The organism is Francisella sp. LA112445 (assembly GCF_012224145.1).
In the GTDB taxonomy this organism is placed as follows: Bacteria; Pseudomonadota; Gammaproteobacteria; order Francisellales; family Francisellaceae; genus Francisella.
On record NZ_CP041030.1, the window covers coordinates 281584 to 303544 of the forward strand.

Here is a 21961-nt window from a genome sequence, read left to right on the forward strand (position 1 = left end):
AAGTCTTTTTATAGGATGAAAAAATTTCTCTCTAATAGTTTGATTGTTTCTTTTTTTTTATTCTTATCAAAAATTCTAGGTTTTGTTAGAGATTTACTCTTAGCAAGCTTTTTTGGTAGTAGTGCTGGCCTACAAGCATTTCTTATAGCTTTTAGGTTGCCTGAATTTATCCGTAAGGTTACTTCATCTGGAGCGCTAACACAGATAGTCAATCCTTATTTAAATAGAGAAATAAATGCAAGGGATAAAAGATTTATTGTCACTATATTATATTTCATAGCTGTAGTTATGCTAATAGTGACATTGTTTTTAATTGTATTTAGTAACTTGTGGGTAGATATATATGCTCATGGCTTTGTTGATAAGGGTAATTCACATCAGCTTGTCAGAGATATGTTTGTTATTATGATACCTTATATACTTTTTAATAGTATGATGGGGCTTATATCTGCGGTATTAAACAGTTATAGTAGGTACTTTGTATCATCTCTTTTGCCTATAGTTTTAAATATAGTGATGATAATTGGGATCATAGTATCTCCAGTTTTGAGTATTTCTATTTGTAGTGTTGCATATAGTGTTCTATTAGCTGGTATAGTTCAGGTATTTATAGGCTTTTATGCACTATATAAGCTAGTTGGAAGCCTAAAATTTAGTAGAGATATTTTCTTATTAAAAGATATCAGATCAAGAATTTTTCTAAAAAAAATGCCAAGTGCTTTCTTTGGTACAGCAATATTGCAAATAAATGGTTTAATCGAAACCTTTTTTGCTTCTTTTTTAATATCAGGAAGTTTAGCTTGGTTATATTATGCAGATAGGGTAAACCAGTTTCTTTACGGGGTGTTTGGTACTGCAATAGCTGTAGTAATGATTCCATATTTGACAAAATATAAAACAGATAATGATAGGTTTATACAAGCCTTTATCTGGATTGTGAAGCTAACATTACTAATAGCAATCCCTGCTGTTGTCGGCTTGTATATATTGGCTAAGCCTATTGTCATTACATTATTTTATTATGGGCATTTTAACTTTAGAGATGTTGATTTTACTTATTTAGCAATGTTGGGATATTTGCTCTCATTATTTTGTTTTGTAATCGTTCGAGTTGTGGTATCTGCTTTATATACTCAAAATAGGACTTCGATAGTTTTTTATATAAGCCTTGGGTGTTTAATTCTTAGTATTGTATTAGATTTAGTTGTTGTATATTTATTTGCTAATGATAAATATGCTTTTATGTATCTAGCATTTGTTAGTTCATGTGTGGCTTTTATTAATTTACTTATTCAACTTATAGTATTAGCTGACTTTAATTTTAAAAAGTTTTTGATGATTTGCTTGCCGATTAGTATCTTAGTAAGAATATTTATAGCAACTATACTTATGGTTTTTGTGTTGAAGCTATTTAATCTAAGTGATAGCTATTGGATTGATCTTTCAATGTTTGAGAGACTAAAAAATATTTGCTTGATTATATCAGTCGGTTTTGTGATATATATAAGTGTGATAGCTATTTTAGGAACATTTAGGTCATTAAAAGTAACAGTTTCCTAAAAATTATTAGCTTATTAGTTTATACTTGTATCTAGATAATTATTTAGGATTAGTAATGCACGATTTTAAAAAAGTTAATAACCTTCGTGGTATAGAGAGAGAAACTTTACGTATTAAACTTGATGGAGGATTGGCTCATTCACATCATCCTTATAAACTTGGTCATAAGCTAACTAATGATAGTATAACAGTTGATTTTTCTGAGAATTTACTCGAGTTGATTACATCTCCTCATTCTAGTATTGATAATGTTTTTTCTGAGTTAGAATCTTTAGGAGCATTTACTTTACAGAATATGTCTGATGATGAAATAACTCTAAATACAAGTATGCCTTTATCTGCAAGTGAGAATGAAATTCAAGAAGCTGATTTTGGTAAATCTAATTCAGGAAGAATGAAGCAAACTTATCGAAGAGGCTTGTCGGCTAGATATGGTAAAGTTATGCAAATCATTGCAGGAATTCATTATAACTTTTCATTTGATAAAAAGTTGATTCAAGCTAAAGCCAACCAAAATCAGATTTCTTTCTCAGATGTGTATTTTGATATTATAAATAATTATTTTGAATTTATGTGGTTGTTGCCGTATTTATTTGGAGCTAGTCCAATATGTGCAAAAACCTCTGTGAAGAATAAGCCAGACTATTTAGAAGACTTAGATGAAGAGTTCTATGTCGGTAAATATGCAACAAGCCTTAGAATGAGTGATCTTGGATATACAAGTCCAGCACAAAAAGATTTAGCAATATCTTATAATGATGTTAACTCTTATGTAAGAGATCTTATACAAGCTACTGATGAGGTGTTTGAAGAATATAAAGCCATAGGGTTATATAGTTCTGAGGGAGAAAGAATTCAGCTGAATGAAAGTATTTTGCAAATAGAAAATGAGTACTATAGTGCGATTAGACCAAAACAAGCTACACAAAGATGTCAAAGACCTGCTTGTGCTTTATCTATGGGAGGAGTTGAGTATATAGAGGTTAGAGTTTTAGATGTTGATCCTTTTGCAACAAATGGTATAAGTAAAAATACAGCTCTTTTTGTAGAAGCAATGCTCATGACTTGTTTTGAAGAAAAAAGCAGACGTTATGATAAAAATGCTATAAAACGAGCTAAACAAAACCTAACAGCTGTTGCAATAGAAGGGCGTAATCCAGAGCTTAAACTTTGTAAAGTTAGTAGTAATAACGATAATATTTTATTAAAAGACTATGCTTTAGAGCTGTTTGAAAAAATTGAAAATACAGCTAAAAAAATGCCTCAAGAGTATTTAGATGTTGTTAAGCTTGAAAAACAAAAAGTATTAGATGTATCTAAAACACCATCAGCTAGAATAGTTAATATTGCAAAGCAAGAAGGGTATAAAAATTTCGCTTTACAAGTTTCTAAAAGTGTATCTAAAAATCTTAGAAACACTAAAATTTCTGAAGAGGTGGAATCTAAATTAAAAGAGCAAGTAACTAAATCTGTTATCGCTGAAAGAGATCTTTTAGATAGTGATAGTATCTCTTTAGATGAGTATATTAATAGGTATTATGAATCATCAAAAGATTGCTGTTAGTTAAGATGTGTGAGAAAGATATAAAGTCTTTGTTTATTCGTAAGTTTCACTGTATGGGTGATGAATATTTTGAAAAATATAAAGAAGTTAGATGTTATTTAGATCCAAACTTTATAAAACATCTTGAACAAGAAAGTGAAGTAGAATCAAGAAGATGGGAGTTGTTATTAGTATATAAGCTTATTAAACAAGGATTTAATGTTATCAAATCTGTAAACAGTAAAGGGCCAGATTTTCACCTTAAAGTTAATGATAAAAACTTGTGGATTGAAGCAGTATCTCCAAATAAAGGTAATGGAGTTGATAAAGTTCCGGATATTAGTCAAGAGTTTAAAAGTTGTGAGGATCTTAAGTGTAAAAAAATTAAGAGTCACTGGTATCAGCCAAATAAAATGCAACTTAGATTAACAAGTGTTCTTAATGATAAATTACTGAAAATACAAGGATATATTAATGAGTGTATCGTAAATGAAAATGATATGGTAATAATAGCAATTAATACATTCTGTTTAGATAATCCAACATCTCATGATGAGATTCCTGAAATTATTAAAGTTTTAAAAGGCTTGGGCGAGGAGTATTTTATTATTGATAGCGCTTCTAATAAAGTCATAGATCAAGGTATAGAATCAGAAAGTCAGATATTAAAATCAAATGGAGCGATTGTTAGTAAAGGGATTTTTAATGGTGATAAAAAATATAATTGTATTAGTGCAGTGCTATATTCTGAGACTCCTATAAGTTCTGATTATTTACTTATAAAGAATCCTTTTGCAAAAACTCCCATACTAAGTTCATTTTTTGATGTTTGGAAGAGTTTAAGAATTTTTTAAGATATTTTTCTAAAGCATAAAAAAACCAGCACTAGGCTGGTTTTAATATTTTTGAATCTATAAAAAGTAAAATTATACTTTCTTGATTCCACCAAATCTCTTCTTGAACTTGTCAACACGGCCAGCAGTATCAACGATTCTTTGCTTACCAGTATAGAATGGGTGGCATTGTGAACAAATATCAATGTTCATAGCGTCTTTACCAGAAGTTGATTTTGTAACAAAAGAGTTACCACAACTACAAGTTACTGTTACTTCAGTATATTTTGGATGAATTTCTTGTCTCATTTTATTAATTTCCTTATTTTTATAATCTGACATCGCCACTTAGACTATTTCATCTAAGCACCATATCCTGTAGATAGAATAGCTTGAACATTTTAGCTTAAGTTATTCACAGTATCAAGCTTAATTAGAAGAAATATATTTTTCTCTTCTTACACTCTTAGGACCAAAACCTGCATTTGTTAGCATTTCATATGACTGGTCAATCATGTTTGGATTACCACAAACATAAACAACATCTGTTTCAGGGTTTAGTCCAATCTTTTCAAACTGATTTTGTACATAGCCTGAAATTTCATAATCTTTAAGATCTTGAGTTTCTCTACTTAAACAAAGTCTGAAGTGAATATTATCATGTTTTTTAGCAAACTCTATGAAGTCTTCTTGATAAAGAGCATCTTTACGATATTGGCAGCCCAGTAGAATGTGTATTTCAACGTTATCAGCTCTTTCTAAAAGCTCAGGGAACATCGCTCTATATGGAACTATGCCTGTACCAGTACCTACTAGGATAAGTTTTTTGATTTCTTCATCTTTTAGGACTAATCTGCCAGCAGGTCCCATTGCGTTTGCTTTGCCACCAACTTCCATATTAAAGAATGTCTCAGATGCAATACCGCCTTTTACATAAGTGATACCAATTTCTAAAAGCATATTATCAGAAGGAAGAGAGCCTAGGCTATAGCTTCTACGTTTTAAATTTCCTTCTTCATCTGTAAGTAAGAAAGTAATAAATTGTCCTGCGATAAAGTTAAGTGGTTGACCATCTGTCCTTTTGAAAACAAAGTGTCTAACATTATCTGTAATATCTTTAAATGAAACTAATTCTAGTTCAAATTTTTCTAATGCCATTTTATTTAAAACTATTATGTATATTTGTAACAGCTGTAATTGTATAATAATTTTACCTATATGATAAGTTTGTATTTGTAATATGCTGAAGATATTTAGAGTTTTGGGTATTTTATTCGTGTTTATACCTTCTTTAGCATTAGCAGAGATGACTCAGTCAGAAGTTGATAACTTGTATGTAAAACCTATAGTCTTAGATCAAAAACATTATACATTTAATGTTGAACTTCCCGTAGATTCAATAGATGGATATAGATGGTTTCTTGTGCCACCAGATTATGATTATGTCGATGATGTTGGTTATACACATGAGAGTGTTGATATTCAAAATTCAAAATGGGGTAGTATGGATAACTTTAAATTAAAGCTTACTAAGAAATTTAGGAAGGTACCTTATAAGATAGTGTTGCATTTTGAGTGTTTTCGACCATTTGAGAGTAATCCAAAAATTTTGAAAAAAGATATAGTTATATTGTCATTATTGAATTAGGAGAGATTAATGAAAAAAATATGTTTGTTAATAGTTGGACTATTTAGTGTGTTGAGTGTGTATGCAACAGGTGATTGTAGTGATAAAAGCTTTGATGCAGTAAAAAATGAAGCTGTGCAAATGGAGAAAGCTTGGGATACTGCAAATGCTAATAAGCTGGTTTTATTCTATGATGATGACTTTATATATATGAGTGGTGGTAAACCATATACAAGTAAAGCGAAAGTTCTAAAACATTATATTGATGGTTTTGCTACAGATAGTTCTGGTAAGCAAGATTTTGGTAAACTAAAGCTTAATTATCAATACTGTAGAAATATTGATGAGAGCCATCAATTAGTAATATTAAAATTTATATGGACTAGTCCTGCTGGTAAAGTAGCAACAGGGCATGATCTGCTTGTTTGGCAAAAAAATAAAAATGGTGATTATAAAATAATCGTTGATTTTCCTCAGTAGAGTAGTAAATAAAAGGAGATAAGAAATGTTTATGGTTTGGTTAGTGCCTATAATTGTTATATTGATTATTTTACTAGGTTTATCAATAAGCCTTGTAGAGACACAATCTGTAAATATTATAGAGAGGTTTGGGAAGTTTGTAAGAATTCAAAGAGCAGGACTTAATTTTAGAATCCCTGTTATTGAGAGAATAGCTGGTAGAGTAAGCTTAAGAGTCCAACAGCTAGATATAATAGCTGAAACAAAAACCCGAGATAATGTTTTTGTGCATATTAAAGTTTCGGTACAGTTTCTAGTTGAAGAGACAAGAGCTGTTGATGCATTTTACAAACTTACTAATGCTAGAGCTCAGATGGAGTCATATGTGTTTGATGTGATTAGATCATCGTTGCCTCGTATGAGTTTAGATGAGTCATTTGAGAATAAGGATGCGATAGCTTTAGACATCAAAAAAGAGCTTTCTGAAGAAATGAGTACTTATGGCTATACAATCATTAAATCATTAGTTGTTGATATTAATCCAGAAGAAAACGTAAAACGCTCTATGAATGAGATAAACGCTGCTCAAAGACAGCTTGAGGCGACAAAGGCAAAAGCTGAGGCTGAGAAACTTATAAAAATAAAAGAGGCGGAAGGTCAAAAAGAATCAATGAAACTTCTTGGTGAAGGTATTGCTGAGCAACGTAAAGCAATAGCTAGAGGATTGCGTGTTTCTATAGAAGATGTTAAAGAAGGTACTGGAGGTAATATATCTTCAGAGTATATATCATCTCTTGTAATGATGTATCAATATTTAGATACTTTAGAGAATATGACTAAATCTGGTAAATCAAATGTTATATTCACGCCAAACTCACCAAAAGGATTTAATAACTTAACTTCTGAAATGATAAGTGCATTATCCGCTGCTAAAGATATGTAGAGAATTTGAATAAGTATATATTTTTTCTAATTGTGATATTATATGCTAACGAATTAGGGTGTCTCTTTATTTATAAATGATTAACAGGTTTAAAAAAAGTATACAGCTAAAAGCTTTAACTAGGATATTTGTTTGTTTTTTATTTGTATTTAGTGCTAGTCAAGCTTGGGCATTAGTTGGTAAATTAAGTATTCAAAATGGAAAACTTTTTTTTATAAGTAATGGCAATAAGTTTAATCTTGAAGGTAGTAAAAGAGATCTAAAAGAATCAAAAAGTTTAACTCATTTAGATAGCTTAGTTGTTATCGAAAACTATACTAAGTTAGATAAAAATACCTTGCTTCTTAATGAGGTACCATCTTCAATAAGTGGCGATGTTCAGCTTAGCGGTAAGCTAATTGCTGATGGTAAAAACCTCTACATAAAAACATCTGCTAGTAAGATCCCAGTTAAATTCCTATATGGAGTTGATTTTAGGGGAAATCATTTTGATCAGAAATCTATAGATTATTATGTAAATAAACAGGTTAATGTTGTTGGCAAATCATATGGTGGATATTTACATATATCAGCGATATTACTAAGTAATATTTTTGATAATATGAATGCGAAATTTCCAATAAATACTAAATATAAAGATATTCTCGATAAAAATTATCAAAAGTTTATCATTGAGACTTTAATGAAAGATAAACTTAGTCAAAGACTACAGCCATTTAAAGCAACTATAATTAATAATTCAAAAGTTAGAAATAATGATAAAGCACTAATTATCTCGTTAGCAGGTAGACAAGGAGATGACTTTGCTACAGTTGGCGGGCATTTTGTTTTAGGTGAGGCTACAGTTGATAATGATATGCTTAAAGATTTTAGTCTTTTTAATTTTTATACAACTAAAAATAAAAAAATGATGATCCCAGCGAAGATCTCGTATGTGGATTATTTCGGCAATTTAGCACAAGGTCAGCAAAATTACAGACCTACATATACACTTATTATATATGGTGTTGATAAAGATAAGATTCAAAAAATGGCAAATGTAATCAATAGAGATCTTGATTATATGCGAACTTCACATGATACTGGAGGAATATCTTATGATTGTGTCAATACTGCGTTACATGCGTTATATAGAGCACAGTTTATAGATAATCCTAGTTCGTTAAGCTTCTTAGGTTTACAGACTTTTTATCATGCACCTAAAAAATATGATAGTAATAACTACTCGTATCTTAATAATAGTTGGTATTATATTTTAAATAATAAGCAAGTATTTTTACCAAGAGCAGGGTTTGAATATATTTTAAATAATATTCAAGAATTTAAACCTAAACGAGTAGATTTTGTATTTTATAATCAAGTTCCTTCAGGAAGGCCTCTAGGAGGTGCTCCTATAGCAAGTATATATACTTATCTAAGAATCTCAGCTAAATCAAGTGAGCCTTCTAAGCATTATACTGTCTATGATATGGCTAACTATTTAGATAGTTTAGACATATAGTTAATCTCAATATCTTTTGAAAACTTTTTTGCCATCATCTTCTCCAGTTGCTGAGCGGAGTTGAAGTGTGACCATATGATCTATTCATAATGAGTCTTAAAATTAGATTCTACGATCAAAGCCTGTGCTGAACTTGATTCAGTATCGAAGAATGACATACTCCTTTTGGATTGCTTATTATTTTAAGCTAATTGTTTTGTTTTAATATTTTATCTACAATTATTGTCAGTAGTTGTTATTAAGATTGGATTCTTTGTTATGTGGTTTATTGTTGAATCAATGTCATGCTCAAGTTGTGTAGCGAAAATAGAAAAGGCTTTGCTAAGTATAGATGGTGTGAGTAATGTTAAAGCAAATACTGTAGACAAAAGTGTATTCGTTGAGGCGGATGCTCCTTTAACTAGTGCTATACAAGATAAGTTACAAGAAATTGGTTATCCTGGTGAATTACAGCAACAAGAGAAAAGTAGCAATAAATATCGTATTTTTATTGAGGGAATTTCTTGTTCTGGTTGTGTAGCAAAGATAGAGAAATCTTTGAAAGTGGTTGCTGGTGTTGAAAAGGTTAGTGCTAATGTCGTTGATAAAATATTAGAAATTCAAGGTAGTATGGATATTACCGAGATTTTTGCTACTTTAGAGAAAATAGGTAAACCAGGAGTTCTAGAGAAAAAATCACAAACTAGAGATATAGATAGAGCTAGAAAGGAAATCAAAACAAGTATTAAACAAGCAATAGTTGCATTTATCGTAGGTGTTGTTTTAATGCTTGTTCAAATGCATTCTGAAAATCAAAATAGTATTTTATATTTTTCAAATAGTCATAGTATAGATAGACTTCTGATTTGGGTTGTATTGGCTATTGCAACGTTTGCTGTTATGGTCTACTCAGGGAAACGTTATTATCAAGGAGCTTGGCGCCAGTTAAAATATCGATCATCAAATATGGATACGTTGGTTGCATTAGGTACTGGAGCAGCTTGGATATATTCTATTATTATTATTTTGTTTGAGTTTTATTTACCACAGCAAATGCTACATGTTTTTTTAGATACTAGTGTTCTTATTCTAGGTTTTCTAAATATTGGTCATGCCATGGAGATTAAGTCAAAAGGTAGAGCATCTGAGGCTATCGAAAAACTGATTCATTTACAGCCTAAAAATGCCCATGTAATTTATGATGATGTAGAGGTAGATATACCATTAGAGCTTCTAAAGGTAGGTCAGGTTATGGTTATTTATCCAGGTGAGAAGATTCCCGTTGATGGGGTGGTTATAGATGGTAAGGCTAATGTTGATGAATCAATGCTAACAGGTGAGTCTGATTTTATTAGTAAAAAAGTTAATGATAAAGTCTATGCTGGGACTATAAACCAAAATGGTAGCTTAAAAGTTAAAATGACAAAGTCTATAGATGAAACAGCTCTAGCAAATGTTATTGAACTTATTAAGTCTGCTCAAAGCTCAAAACCAGAAATTACTAGGATAGTAGATAAAGTTACAGCTGTATTTGTACCCGTTGTTATTGCTATTGCAGTGTTAACATTTGTAGTCTGGAGTTTTTTTAGCTTACCTTATGCGATAACTGCTGGAATAGCAGTTTTAGTTGTAGCTTGTCCATGTGCACTTGGTTTGGGAACGCCAATGTCAATGATGGTTGGTATGGGTAAAGTTGCTGAATATGGTATTTTAATTCGTAATGGTGAAGTGCTGCAAAATGCAAGCGAGCTAACCCATATTGTTATGGATAAAACTGGTACTATTACACAAGGTAAGCCAGCAGTAACAAATAGTCACTTTATTGAGGATAATGATTTAGTTTTAAGTTATCTTTATGCTGTTGAGGCAAAATCAGAGCATCCACTTGCACTTGCTTTAAGTACTTATAGTAAGGCATATGATAAGAGTTTGGCAGTAGGTGATTTTGAAACAACTTCAGGTAAGGGTATCTCCGCGAAAGTAGAAGGTACTAGCATACTTATTGGTAATATGAAGCTAATGTCAGAAAATGGCGTAGATATAGATAGTAATATTGAGCAGGTTTTAGATGGCTATGCTAATCAAGGAGCAACACCTATTATCTTTGCTATTGATGGTAAGGTGGCTGCGATCTTTGCTGTTAAAGACCCTATAAAAAAAGAGAGTAAAGAAGTTATATTTCGGCTTAAGAAATCTGGGCTTAACGTTGCTATGGTTACAGGAGATAATGAGCATACGGCAAGAGTAATTGCTCAAGAGGTTGGAATTGATAATGATATGGTATTTGCTAGTGCAATGCCTGAAGATAAGACGCAATTTGTTGATGATCTACAAAAGCAAGGGTTTCAAGTTGGGATGGTTGGTGATGGTATCAACGATGCTGCAGCTTTAGCAAAAGCGGATGTTGGTTTTGCTATGGGCAATGGTACTGATATAGCTATAGAAAGTGCTGATATTACATTGACATCTGGCGAGCTGAAAAATATCAATAACTCAATTATTCTTTCAAAGAAAATTATTACTAATATTAAGCAAACTTTAGTTGGGGCATTTATATATAATATCTGTGGTATACCAGTTGCTGCAGGAGTTTTGTATCCATTCTTTGGTATTATGCTGAGTCCTGTAATAGCATCTTTAGCAATGGCTATGTCATCTGTAACAGTTGTTGCAGTAGCTTTGAGACTAAAACGTTTGACAGTTGATTAAAGTGAAAGGATTATATAGTTAATCCGAAAGAAAAATGTCATTCTACGATACTGAATCAAGTTCAGTACAAGCTTTGATAGTAGAGTCTAATTTTAAAACTAGTAATGTGTAGATTCCTATATCTAGGCTATATGATGATGAAAAAGGTTTCAAAAATCATTTGGATTAGTTATAGATTAAACCTTTGGATAGTTTGATGGTTATTTTTTTAGTTCTAGAGCAAAGAAAAGTTTTATTAATATAAAGCACACTAAAGATAATATAAATATAATCGAAGCTAGGGCTAAGATTGTGTGAATATGTACTAGACCAAAGATAAATACCAAAATACTAGTTAAAAATATAAAGAATGAACCCATTAATGCATTTGCGCTACCTGCAATATGGCTAAATAGACCAATACATAGTGCAAAGAAGTTAGGGAAAACAATTCCTCCAAAGAAGAATGCGATAAACATAAATACAACTAGTGCTACAATACTTGTTGGGAAGAAAATACTAACTACCATTAATACTAGGCAAGATATAGCAGATATGCTTACTGATAAACTTAGCTTCATTCTATTAAACTCTTCACTTAGATGTAGTAAGAATCTGTTAGCCATATTTCCTAAGAACCAAGCAAAGCCCATTAATAGTGCGATATTACCAAATGTAATTGCTGAGTAATGTAAAGTATCTTCTATAACAAATACTCCTACTGTACTAAATATCACAAGGAATGAATAAAGTAGTCCAATGCAAAGTGTACCAAGAACAAAATGGTTATGGGTAGCCATCTCATAGTAGTTTGAGAATGATTTGCCTAAAGACATTTTGTGTGTTTGTTTTGCTGTCTCGCGATAAATAAAGATAATTAAAAGCAGCACACAAATCCCGTATATACTAAAGAAGTAAAAACATGATTTCCAACCAAAGTACTGTTGTAAATGACCACCTATGAAAGGAGCTATAATAGGACCTAATGCCCAGATAATAGTCATATAATTCATCATTCTTTTATATTGAGCACCTTCAAAGATATCTGGAATAATTGCTCTAGCAGATACCCCAACAAATGCTATACATGCTCCTTGTAATATGCGATATACCATAAAAACAGTCATGCTAGTTGTTAGTGTCATTAAGTAAGAGATAATTATGAAGATTATCAGTGATACGATAATTGGCTTTTTACGGCCAAAGCTATCTGTCACAGGTCCAGCAAATAGTTGAAAGAAAGCAAATGAAAGTAGATAAAATGAGATCGTATATTTTGCAAATACCTCAGGTGTACCAAATGCAGAGCTAATTGCTGGTAAAGATGGCGCATATAGATCAATACATAAGCCTGACATAGGAACTATTAAATAACAAATTATTGCAAATACTATGTTCATTGCGATTACTCCTTTAAATTTATAATTTTAAACTTTACTTTGACTATTATATCTTTTTAACCTAAGATTAAGAAGTGTAAAAAAAGTTAATCATAATTAACTATAAGTTAAAGATACTGAGGTGTTATGCTTAAGAAATCTAATTTAAAACCATCACTAGATCATTTTGAAGTCTTTCTTACTGTTGTTGAAGAAAGTAGTTTTACAAATGCAGCTAAAAAACTAGGTATTACAACAGCTGCTGTTAGTAAAAATGTTAAATTACTAGAGCAACAAGTTGGAGCTCCTTTGATTCTTAGGTCAACAAAAAGGCTACAAACTACAGCTGAAGGTGAGAAGTTATATCTACAATGTAGAAATATTAAGCGTGAGTTAGATATAGCTAGGAATATGATCTCTGCAATAAATGCTCATCCTAGTGGTACCCTTAATATTATTTGTAATCCTCTATTATTTTCATCTGATTTATTATCTAAGTTAGATACTTATGCTCAGATGTATCCAGATGTTACTATTAATATAGACTTGACAGAGCAACCTGTTAATTTCGGGCAAACAGCCATAGATGTTGCATTCGGGTTTAACTGGCCACCACCGCAACATATTATTTCACGTAAATATAAGCAGACCTCTTATGTTACCTGTGCATCTCCTGAATATATTCGTAGGTATGGTGAGCCAAAGACAGTTAAAGATATTCATAATCATAAACTTATTACACATACGATAAGAACAAAAAGTAATATGCATGTCTTACCAGGTCTTGAGAATACGGCAGAGAAATTGCAGCCTTACATGTATCTTAATAGTGTAGAGGCTATGAAAGCCTGTGTCTTACATAATATGGGTATTGGACAGTTTCATGATTATGCTGTAGAGAAAGAGCTAAAAGAGGGAACTCTTGTTGAGATACTTAAGCCTGACTATGTTGAAACCATTGACTTATGTATCTATTATGAGAAAAATAATATTGTTCAACCAAAGGTTAAAAAACTTATTGAGTTGTTTTTTCCGAAGTGATTGGAATCTAGATATAAGGCTTAAAATAGAGATATTATGGAGATTTGGAGTATTTGTTATTATTATTCTTAAAAATCATATAATTCTGATTGCTACATTTGGAATTTTGTTAGGATTTAAATATTTGGGAAACTTGTGGTAGCTATGACTGGACTTGAACCAGTGACCCCAGCATTATGAATGCTGTGCTCTAACCAACTGAGCTACATAGCCACAAATGATGTAGCATATTATATTTAAATTATGATAATTGTCAATATTAATTAATCGCTATATTAAAAAAAATATTACTAATGTTTTATTACTTGCTAAAAGGGTTGGTTTTGTAGTACGATATAAGCCAAGTGTACAAAGGGATTGATCCCTCTATAAAATGATAAAAAATAAAATGTCTGACGGTAGAAATAAATTAAACGATTTTTCGCTATTACAATCTTTATTAGGTGGTTCTTCTAAGATAGAAGAAAAGACTTCTAGAATGAAGCAAGCAAGAGATAAAAATATCTCTAAGAATAAGAGTACTCCTAAAGCACCTGCTAAAAAGGTAGAAGATAGAGATACTTCATTTATTCGTATTCCTCAATATGGGCATAGAATAAATAATAAAATAGTCGATGAATTGCAAAATCCTCAACTAGAAGATGCTCAAGAGATAGTAGTAACAGTTGATGTTGAGAAAGAAAGGCAAAAAGAAGAGGCTAAGCTATTTAAATGGTTATGTAAGCGTTTTCCAAAATGTTTCGATCCTATTAACAAGAAGCCTCTTAAAATAGGGATAAGCCCTGAAATTGAGATAATCTATCAGAATGAGCATTTTGCTCCAGTTGATAAGTTAGTGCTTAGAAATGTATTACGTCGTTATGTTGGCGATACTCGTTATCATAAAGCTGTATTTGAGCTAAAACAAAGATTCAATCTACAAGGTCAACCTGTTGAAGATTATTCTGCTGAGCATATTGAATATTCTAAAAAGCGTCTAGATGAGATTGCTGAGAAAGCAGAATTTAGAGCGAAAGGCTTGACTATGAAAGATTACTACGAGTATAAAAAGCAACAGTCAGAAGAGGAAGTTGACTCAGAAGAATAATATTTACAGTAAACTTTCATTCAGAAAGTTTATATAAAGTTATTGTCTATTTTGATCTTTAAGTTTATTATTTGACTAATTACAATCTATAACTCTTCTTATTGCTAATGGCTTATATAAAATCGCGAAAACAAAAGAGAAGTATATTTTATCTAGGATTTTTAGTTTTATTAATTGCTGGTTTATTATCAGGCTGTGCAAGTGATAAAAAAGCTAGAGAGCTACCTGTGATAAAACATAAATATTCAAAATCAAAGCATACAGCATATCGGATTTTTGGTTTTGATTATGCAACTACTCCTAGTGGTATATATAATGTAGTTAACAAAGAGCCAACTAAATTTACAGTCAATGTATATATTGCTGATAATGAGGGTTGTAAGTTTACTTATACCAAAGATGATAAAGGTGCTCATCAAGATCAGTTTGACAGTACACAATCTTTTACAGCATATCTATCTGGTAGGAATGAGCTGCTAACACTTGAGTGTACAGGTAAACAGTCGAATATTGATTATAAAATAATAGCCTATGCAAATGGCATAGAGTATGACAGTATAGGTAACTTCTCATACCTTGTTGAGTCTGGTGCACTTTAGAAGAATTTATTTTCTCCAGAACTCTGGTATAAAAAGTACTAATAATGTAAATATTTCTAAACGTCCTGCAATCATTGCAAAATCACATATCCATAGAGCTCCATTGGGAATGTTTTTAAAATTAGAACCTATCTCTCCTAGTCCAGGTCCTACATTAGATAATGTTGTGGCAATAGTTGAAAATGCAGTTGCAATATCTAAACCGCAACCTAATAAAGCCAACCAACCAATTGCAAAAACAATAATATAGACAGAAATAAATCCAGAGACTCTATTTAGTGCTTGCTCGGATATATTTACATCATCTAACTTTACAGTAAACATCCCTTGAGGATGGATAACTCTTTTTGCTTCAAGCATAGCTTTTTCTTTGAAAAGTATAGCGCGAATCATTTTCAGACCACCAGCTGTAGAGCCACCACAACCACCAATTATCGCTATAAACATAAGTAAAACTGGTAAGAACGTAGGCCATAGGTAGTAATTTGTATCAGATACAAACCCTGCACTTGAGCTAATTGATATTACTTGGAATATACTATTTAAAATGATGTGAAATGTATTAGAAAGGCTATCTGCATTAGCAATTAATGTAATACTAACTATTAAAGATGTAAAAAATAAAAAATAAAAGTATGCTTTAAATTCAACATTTCTAAAGTAGTGACTAATTTTAAACTTTGATAATGCTATATAGTGAGCCTTAAAGCTGGTAGCTCCTAGAAATAGGAAGATACCGCAAACAAGAAGAACTCCTGTTGATTTATTTGTCATGCTAGCATCACTAGGGGTGAATCCACCTGTTGATACTGTTGAGAACGTGTAGCATATAGCATCAAACGGTCCCATACCTACTATAATATAAGAAACAAAGCATAAGAATGTAAGAAGTAGATATACCATCCATAATGCTTTTGCTGTACTAGAGATTTTGGGTGCAATCTTATCATCTTTCCATTGACCTGTTACCTCAGCTTTATATAGTTGCATACCACCAACTCCTAGTAGTGGCAAAATTGCAACTGTTAGAACGACAATCCCCATACCGCCGAAAAACTCGGTTTGTTGACGGTAGAATAATATGCTATGCGGCAACTGGTCTAATCCTTCTATCACAGTACCACCTGTAGTAGTAAATCCTGATACAGATTCAAATACAGCATGTGTCAAGGATAAATCTAAACCCGGGAAGGTCATATATGGTATTGCTCCAAACACTGAAACAAATACCCAAACTAATGCCACAATTAAGAACCCATCTTTATTTGATAGCTTCTTATCTGATTTGCGAGCTAAAAACCAAAGTATAAAGCCACATAAAAATGTGATAGCAAAACTTAGGACAAAAGGATATGCATTATTTTCTTCATAGATATAATCAATAATTATAGGACTAAGCATAGTAAGACTTAGGAACATTAGAAATATGCCGATTATCTTAGGTTTTTGGCTTAAGTTCATTGATTAATGCTTTAGAAGCTTTATCTTTGATGATTTTGATGTTTAGTTTATTACAATTATCTTAAAGCTACAAGTTTATCATTTAGTATATAAAAATTCTCAATCCGAGAAACTCTTTTCTTCAATCAAGACAAAGTGGATAGTTTAGGAGGTGGTATATGCTATTTGCGCCAAAAATCTGGCATAAAAAGAACCAGTACGGTAAATATCTCAAGACGACCTGCAATCATTGCAAAATTACATATCCAAAGAGCATCATCAGGTACAGTTTTAAAGTTTGAACCAATTTGCCCTAAGCCTGGTCCTACATTCGACAGGGTAGTTGCAATTGCTGAAAATGAAGTATCTGGACTTAAACCACATGCTATTAACATTAGCCAACAAACAGCAAATAGTATTAAATAAACCGATACAAAGCCAGAAACTCTATTAAGGGCTTGTTCTGATATAGGTACGCCATCAAGCTTTACAGTGAACTTCCCTTGAGGATGAATAACTCTCTTTGCTTCAAGGGTAGCTTTTTCTTTAAATAAAATAGCTCTTATCATCTTTACACCACCAGCGGTAGATCCACCACAACCACCGATAATTGCTATAAACATCAAAAAGAAAGGTATAAAACTAGGCCAGATATAATAATTAGCATCAGAAACGAAACCAGCAGTTGAGCTTATAGAGACAACCATAAATATACTGTTAGTTACCATATCAGGAATCTTTGATAAATCTTTTGAGTATGCGATTAAGGTTATAGCTATAATTAAAGATGAGAGAAATAGAAAATAAAAATAAGCTTTAATCTCAATGTTATTAAAATAGTGCTTGATGCTAAATTTTGAAAAAGCTATATAGTGAGCCTTAAAGTTTGTAGCACCTAAAAATAAAAAGAAAATACATACATAGATTACAGGCTTTGATTGGGCAGTCATACCAGCATCAGTGGGAGCAAATCCACCTGTTGAGATGGTTGAGAATGCATAGCAGATAGCATCAAATGGACCCATGCCAACTAGTAAATACGCTATAAAACAAATAAATGTTAGTAAGACATATACTAGCCACATTGCCTTAGCTGTGGTTGATATTCTTGGGGCGATTTTTTCATCTTTGCCGAGACCTGTTACTTCAGCTTTGTATAGCTGCATACCATCAACACCAAGTAGCGGTAAGATCGCAACAGTTAAAACAACAATTCCCATACCACCAAAAAAGTGTGTCTGCTGGCGATAGTATAAAATACTATGAGGCAGTTTATCTAAGCCTGTTATTACAGTTGCACCTGTTGTGGTAAATCCAGAAATAGATTCAAACACAGCATGAGTAAAAGATAAATCTAAACCAGGAAATACCATATAAGGAATCCCGCCAAAGACTGTAACAAAAACCCAAACAAGAGTAACAATAACAAAACCATCCTTATTAGTGATTTTCTTGCTGGCATTACGACCAATAAACCAGAGTAAAAAACCACAGATAAATGTTATGGCGAAGCTTAGTAAAAAAGGATATATATTTGATTCATCATAGATATAGTCTACGACAATCGGTGTAAGCATGGTAAGGCTTAAAAACATTAAGAACATACCGATTATCTTAGGGTTTTGGCTTAACCTCATTGACGAATACTTAAAAGCTATATCTTTAGTGGTGACTTTGATGTTTAGTTTAGTATAATTATGTCTAAGCTACAAGGTAAATTATTAGTATCTAAGAGAGGTTTTTACTATGATGAAACTTATATTAAGGTTAGCTCACCTATTTGATAATAAAAAAGATAGAGCATACGTAAGTGAGGCAGATAAGCTTTTACAAGAGTTTGATAAAGCCAATCCACAAAAGTCAGAATCGCAAAAAAAAGAAATTTTAAAGCATAGAAATATATATAAAAGAGAAGCAAAACCAAAAACTAGTTTTCTTGATGGTTAGTCTTAATTTGTGTAACAGCAATAAGTCCTATTAGCAAAATAACACCTGCTATCCAGTATAAATACGGTGCTAAGTGGCTATCTATAAGTAAGCCTCCACAGATAAGAATAATTAGCTGTGGTAGAGAAAAAAACATATTTAGCCAGCCCATATATTCTCCTAGTCTATCTTTAGGTGCTAGTTTAGCAATTAGCGTATAGCAAGATACTTGAGACAGAATAAAGCCAGTAGCAACAATAAATGTGATAATGTACCATAGGAAACTTTCTTTTGTTAGAAAAGATCCACAAATTAAGGCTATAGCAAATATTAGTAAGCCAATTTTAAAGATGTTCTCAACTTTGATTAGATTTATAATAGTTGTTGCTAAGAGTCCAACAATTACAGATCCGATTCCAAAAGTCATAACTAATGACGCGGTGAAGTCTTTGCTAAAACCAAGGTGATGATTCATATATCCGCCCATTAAAGGCATAAAAGCACCAAAGCCTGTTAATGTACAGAATGTTGCTAGAAAAAGAAGGTTGATATTTTTATCACTAAAGATATCAAAGCTTAGTTTAAAAGCTGAAGTCATTTGATTTTCAGGTCTTTCTTTAACTATAAAAGGTATTACAGATAATGTCGGTATTATTAGAAGTAGACATACTGTTACGCAACTAAGAAAGGCACCTCCAATATTCCAAATAATTGCACCAACTAAACCAATTATAATTGTTCCTATCTGCGCAGTAGTTCTAGCAAGTAGCGTAGCAAAAGGAATTTGATCACGATCTACAACCTCTACAACCATTGTATAGTAAGGACCTTGAAAGAAATTAATACTAGCATAAGTTAAAAAGGCAATTATAAATAAACAAATATAGTTAGGTGCAAAAGGCCAGAGCATTTGAAATATGCAGGTACTAACTAGTCCTACTAATAGCCAAGTAGTTCTTTTACCTAAAAATTTATGTGAAGGTGTTTTATCTGAGGCAATTCCTGAGAGTGTTTGCATAAATAGTCCCGTGAAAGCAGCCATAGATAATAAAAGACCAGCTAAAAAGGAAGAGTTGGTATGTTGGTAGACTATCCATGAGCCAATAGTTCCTGTTAATGACCAATACATTCCTATGCCAATATCTGGTATAGAAATCAAAAAAGGATTCCAACGACGAATATTATATTTCATTATGATTTACCTTTGATTTAATAGTATTTGCTATATGAGTTAGAAAATTCTGAATAATTTATTATCTGCGTATCATAAGGATTAAGTTTTAATCCTAAATAGTCAACCTCATGACTATTGTGGTTTAAAATAATAGCAATTTTAGAATCACCATCACCCTTTATAATAACTTCAACATCATTTGGAGATTTATAAGTACTAATATTATGTTTTTGGGTTATATCTAGTACTAAGTCATTCCAGAAAGAGCTATCATCAATACCTGTGCCAATATAGTAAATTGATCCTTTACCAAGATTATTTTTTACAGCGGCGCTATAGTTTTTAAATTCATCAGTATAATTACATAATGATTCGCTAGTGCTTTTAAGAGTGAGCATATCGCGCCATACAGTGGCAGTTAGATCTTTGTTTTTATACTTGATTTTACAATTTGTCCCTGTAGGAAGAGGCTCAAAATATTCAGCTTTTACACCAGCAAGCTCGTGAATAGGGTTTTCTACACCAAAGCGAATTTCGTTGTGGTATTCTTTAAGTCCTGCTCTAAATGTAGCTATAACAGTACTACCATTTTCAATAAATGCCTCTATTCTAGCAATATTTTTATCTGTGATTAACATAGATACTGGAAGTAAGAGTATTGAATATTTACTAAAATCATGGCGAACATCTAGTACATCAACATTAATGTTATTATCAAAAAAAGGTTTATAAAGTCTAGCGTGCTCATGCTGAATATCAAAAGCAGTTGATTGTTGTTGGATGCGCCAGCTATAGATATTATCCATAGAATATAAAAGAGCTACTTTTGATTGTGTTGGGGCCTGTATCGCCTTTTGGTTTTGTTTGGCTAATTTAATGATATCTAGCATTTCATCATAGCGATGATTATATTTATTATCATGATCTAGCACACCATAGCAGAATTGCTCAGCGCCTTTTGTTGCTGTACGCCATCTAAAATAAATTAGATTATCGCATCCTCTAGCCATTGCTTGGAATGACCATAGTTTAGCGTGGCCTGCTCGAGGTACGAATCCCATTATATTGTGAGCTTGAGCTCCTATTAGTTGTTCAGTGATCCAGTAATTCTCTCTTTTAAAACCTCGAGTTTGATCTAACTTCATTGCGGTTTTATAAGCATCTACAGGAACTTGCTGGCCTCCCCAAACAGGGTAGTTATTTAGTGCTACAAGATCTATTTGCTCAGCTAAATCTGTATGATCTTGAGCCTTAGAGAAATAATCTCCTGTAAAATTATGCAAGGTTTGTTGGCTTGGAGCTATATCTTTGATAACTTTGGCTTGTCTTGCTAAAAAGTTAGTCGTCGTCTGGGCTCTAAAACGATTAAAGTACAAAATCATACCTGGGTTTGGCGCTGGAATAGTTGGGCGAGGTATATTAATCTCATCAAAGTTATTATATGTTTGTGACCAAAAGACTGAGCCTATAGCATCATTAAGTAGATTGATATTATTATTAAATTGTTGTTTTAGATAGCTTCTAAACTCTAACTCGCATTGATCGCAGTAGCACATATCACTAGTTTCATGACCTAGTTCATTATCTATATGCCAAAGTAATAAAGCAGGGTGTTGATGATATGCTTCTACCATTTTTTGAGTAATGCGTTCAGCATATTTGTTGTATGTTGGTGAGTTTAGACAAGCTTGTCTTCTACCACCAAAATATCTTTGTAGACCATTTTCATCTACAGAAAATATCGTTGGATCTTTTTTGTATAACCATGCAGGAGCTGTGGCTGTTGGTGTGCCAAGCATTACTTTGAGATTTAGCTTATGTGCTTTATCTAATATCATCTTAAAAAAGCTAAAATCAAATTGACCTTCTTGAGGCTCCATTAGATGCCAGGCAAACTCAGCAATTCTAATACAATTAAGTTCTGAATTCGCAATACGTTGAAGATCATCATCAATAAGTGAATAGTCCCATTGCTCTGGGTAATAGTCGACACCAAAATACATAGATAGTTACATAAACGTAAAATAAAGATTGAATTCATTATATTGATACTTTGCTTAATCATCAACTAAAAAGCTATCTAAAGATTTAGTAAAAATTAATGCTTTATTACGTAGGTTTTTAGTTTAAATTATAAGCCGAATTTTTAGGTTAAATGTCTGTAATCTAACTTGTTTTAATC

General features: G+C 32.0%; 19 protein-coding genes and 1 tRNA gene. 12 read left to right on the top strand and 8 right to left on the bottom strand.

Features of this window, described 5'->3' with window-relative positions; all coding sequences use genetic code 11:
* Window positions 1-15 precede the first annotated feature (15 nt).
* Genes murJ through FIP56_RS01435 form a run of 3 tightly spaced genes read left to right on the top strand, consistent with a single transcriptional unit; the run spans window position 16 to window position 3957 of the window.
* A complete protein-coding gene (gene murJ, locus FIP56_RS01425) occupies window positions 16-1560 on the top strand; it encodes a murein biosynthesis integral membrane protein MurJ (RefSeq protein ID WP_192577212.1) in 1545 nt (514 codons plus the stop codon).
* Between the two features lie 55 nt (window positions 1561-1615).
* Window positions 1616-3124, top strand: a complete 1509-nt coding sequence (gene gshA / locus FIP56_RS01430) for a glutamate--cysteine ligase (protein WP_192577213.1) — start codon at window positions 1616-1618, stop codon at window positions 3122-3124.
* A gap of 5 nt (window positions 3125-3129) precedes the next feature.
* Window positions 3130-3957 carry a hypothetical protein gene (locus FIP56_RS01435; RefSeq protein WP_192577214.1) on the top strand — a complete coding sequence of 276 codons (828 nt, stop codon included), beginning with the start codon at window positions 3130-3132 and terminating at the stop codon, window positions 3955-3957.
* 72 nt (window positions 3958-4029) lie between these two features.
* Here FIP56_RS01435 and rpmE read toward each other — a convergent pair whose 3' ends face one another.
* Complete coding sequence (gene rpmE, locus FIP56_RS01440; protein WP_192577215.1) at window positions 4030-4245, bottom strand: 50S ribosomal protein L31; 216 nt, start codon at window positions 4243-4245, stop codon at window positions 4030-4032.
* Between the two features lie 120 nt (window positions 4246-4365).
* Window positions 4366-5094, bottom strand: coding sequence for a ferredoxin--NADP reductase (locus tag FIP56_RS01445; RefSeq protein WP_192577216.1), 729 nt, complete (start codon window positions 5092-5094; stop codon window positions 4366-4368).
* Window positions 5095-5176: 82 nt separating this feature from the next.
* Here FIP56_RS01445 and FIP56_RS01450 point away from each other — a divergent pair, with 82 nt between their 5' ends.
* The 5 genes from FIP56_RS01450 to FIP56_RS01470 all read left to right on the top strand — a co-directional run bounded on the left by FIP56_RS01450 (window position 5177) and on the right by FIP56_RS01470 (window position 11154).
* Complete coding sequence (locus FIP56_RS01450; protein ID WP_245323081.1) at window positions 5177-5584, top strand: hypothetical protein; 408 nt, start codon at window positions 5177-5179, stop codon at window positions 5582-5584.
* Between the two features lie 9 nt (window positions 5585-5593).
* The gene (locus FIP56_RS01455) at window positions 5594-6043 is read left to right on the top strand and encodes a nuclear transport factor 2 family protein (protein ID WP_192577217.1); all 450 of its coding nucleotides are present in this window, start codon (window positions 5594-5596) and stop codon (window positions 6041-6043) included.
* A 25-nt stretch (window positions 6044-6068) separates the two neighbouring features.
* Window positions 6069-6965 carry an SPFH domain-containing protein gene (locus FIP56_RS01460; protein ID WP_209451849.1) on the top strand — a complete coding sequence of 299 codons (897 nt, stop codon included), beginning with the start codon at window positions 6069-6071 and terminating at the stop codon, window positions 6963-6965.
* Window positions 6966-7041: 76 nt separating this feature from the next.
* Window positions 7042-8466 carry a hypothetical protein gene (locus FIP56_RS01465; protein ID WP_192577219.1) on the top strand — a complete coding sequence of 475 codons (1425 nt, stop codon included), beginning with the start codon at window positions 7042-7044 and terminating at the stop codon, window positions 8464-8466.
* A gap of 258 nt (window positions 8467-8724) precedes the next feature.
* Window positions 8725-11154, top strand: coding sequence for a copper-translocating P-type ATPase (locus tag FIP56_RS01470; protein ID WP_192577220.1), 2430 nt, complete (start codon window positions 8725-8727; stop codon window positions 11152-11154).
* Window positions 11155-11354: 200 nt separating this feature from the next.
* On the opposite strand, the gene FIP56_RS01475 is transcribed toward FIP56_RS01470, so the two are convergent.
* The gene (locus tag FIP56_RS01475; RefSeq protein WP_192577221.1) at window positions 11355-12533 is read right to left on the bottom strand and encodes an MFS transporter; all 1179 of its coding nucleotides are present in this window, start codon (window positions 12531-12533) and stop codon (window positions 11355-11357) included.
* A 126-nt stretch (window positions 12534-12659) separates the two neighbouring features.
* Here FIP56_RS01475 and FIP56_RS01480 point away from each other — a divergent pair, with 126 nt between their 5' ends.
* Window positions 12660-13553 carry a LysR family transcriptional regulator gene (locus FIP56_RS01480; RefSeq protein WP_192577222.1) on the top strand — a complete coding sequence of 298 codons (894 nt, stop codon included), beginning with the start codon at window positions 12660-12662 and terminating at the stop codon, window positions 13551-13553.
* A 136-nt stretch (window positions 13554-13689) separates the two neighbouring features.
* Here the strand turns inward: FIP56_RS01480 and FIP56_RS01485 are convergent.
* A tRNA-Met gene (locus FIP56_RS01485) sits at window positions 13690-13766 on the bottom strand.
* Between the two features lie 175 nt (window positions 13767-13941).
* Between FIP56_RS01485 and FIP56_RS01490 the strand changes: the two genes are divergently transcribed.
* Window positions 13942-14640 (top strand): ProQ/FINO family protein, encoded by a 699-nt coding sequence (locus FIP56_RS01490; RefSeq protein WP_192578822.1) that lies wholly within the window; start codon window positions 13942-13944, stop codon window positions 14638-14640.
* Window positions 14641-14747: 107 nt separating this feature from the next.
* Entirely contained in the window at window positions 14748-15239 is a 492-nt protein-coding gene (locus FIP56_RS01495; protein WP_192577223.1) for a hypothetical protein, read from the top strand.
* Window positions 15240-15245: 6 nt separating this feature from the next.
* Here the strand turns inward: FIP56_RS01495 and FIP56_RS01500 are convergent, their stop codons facing one another.
* Both FIP56_RS01500 and FIP56_RS01505 read right to left on the bottom strand, forming a co-directional pair.
* Complete coding sequence (locus FIP56_RS01500; RefSeq protein WP_192577224.1) at window positions 15246-16700, bottom strand: potassium transporter TrkG; 1455 nt, start codon at window positions 16698-16700, stop codon at window positions 15246-15248.
* Between the two features lie 161 nt (window positions 16701-16861).
* Window positions 16862-18316: a potassium transporter TrkG gene (locus tag FIP56_RS01505; protein WP_192577225.1), complete on the bottom strand. Its 1455-nt coding sequence runs from the start codon at window positions 18314-18316 to the stop codon at window positions 16862-16864.
* Between the two features lie 109 nt (window positions 18317-18425).
* Here FIP56_RS01505 and FIP56_RS01510 point away from each other — a divergent pair, with 109 nt between their 5' ends.
* Window positions 18426-18626 (top strand): CBU_0585 family protein, encoded by a 201-nt coding sequence (locus tag FIP56_RS01510; protein ID WP_192577226.1) that lies wholly within the window; start codon window positions 18426-18428, stop codon window positions 18624-18626.
* Here the strand turns inward: FIP56_RS01510 and FIP56_RS01515 are convergent.
* The gene (locus FIP56_RS01515; protein WP_192577227.1) at window positions 18607-19797 is read right to left on the bottom strand and encodes an MFS transporter; all 1191 of its coding nucleotides are present in this window, start codon (window positions 19795-19797) and stop codon (window positions 18607-18609) included. The genes FIP56_RS01510 and FIP56_RS01515 overlap by 20 nt on opposite strands.
* 17 nt (window positions 19798-19814) lie before the next feature.
* Window positions 19815-21782, bottom strand: a complete 1968-nt coding sequence (locus tag FIP56_RS01520; RefSeq protein WP_192577228.1) for a beta-galactosidase — start codon at window positions 21780-21782, stop codon at window positions 19815-19817.
* Window positions 21783-21961 lie beyond the last annotated feature (179 nt).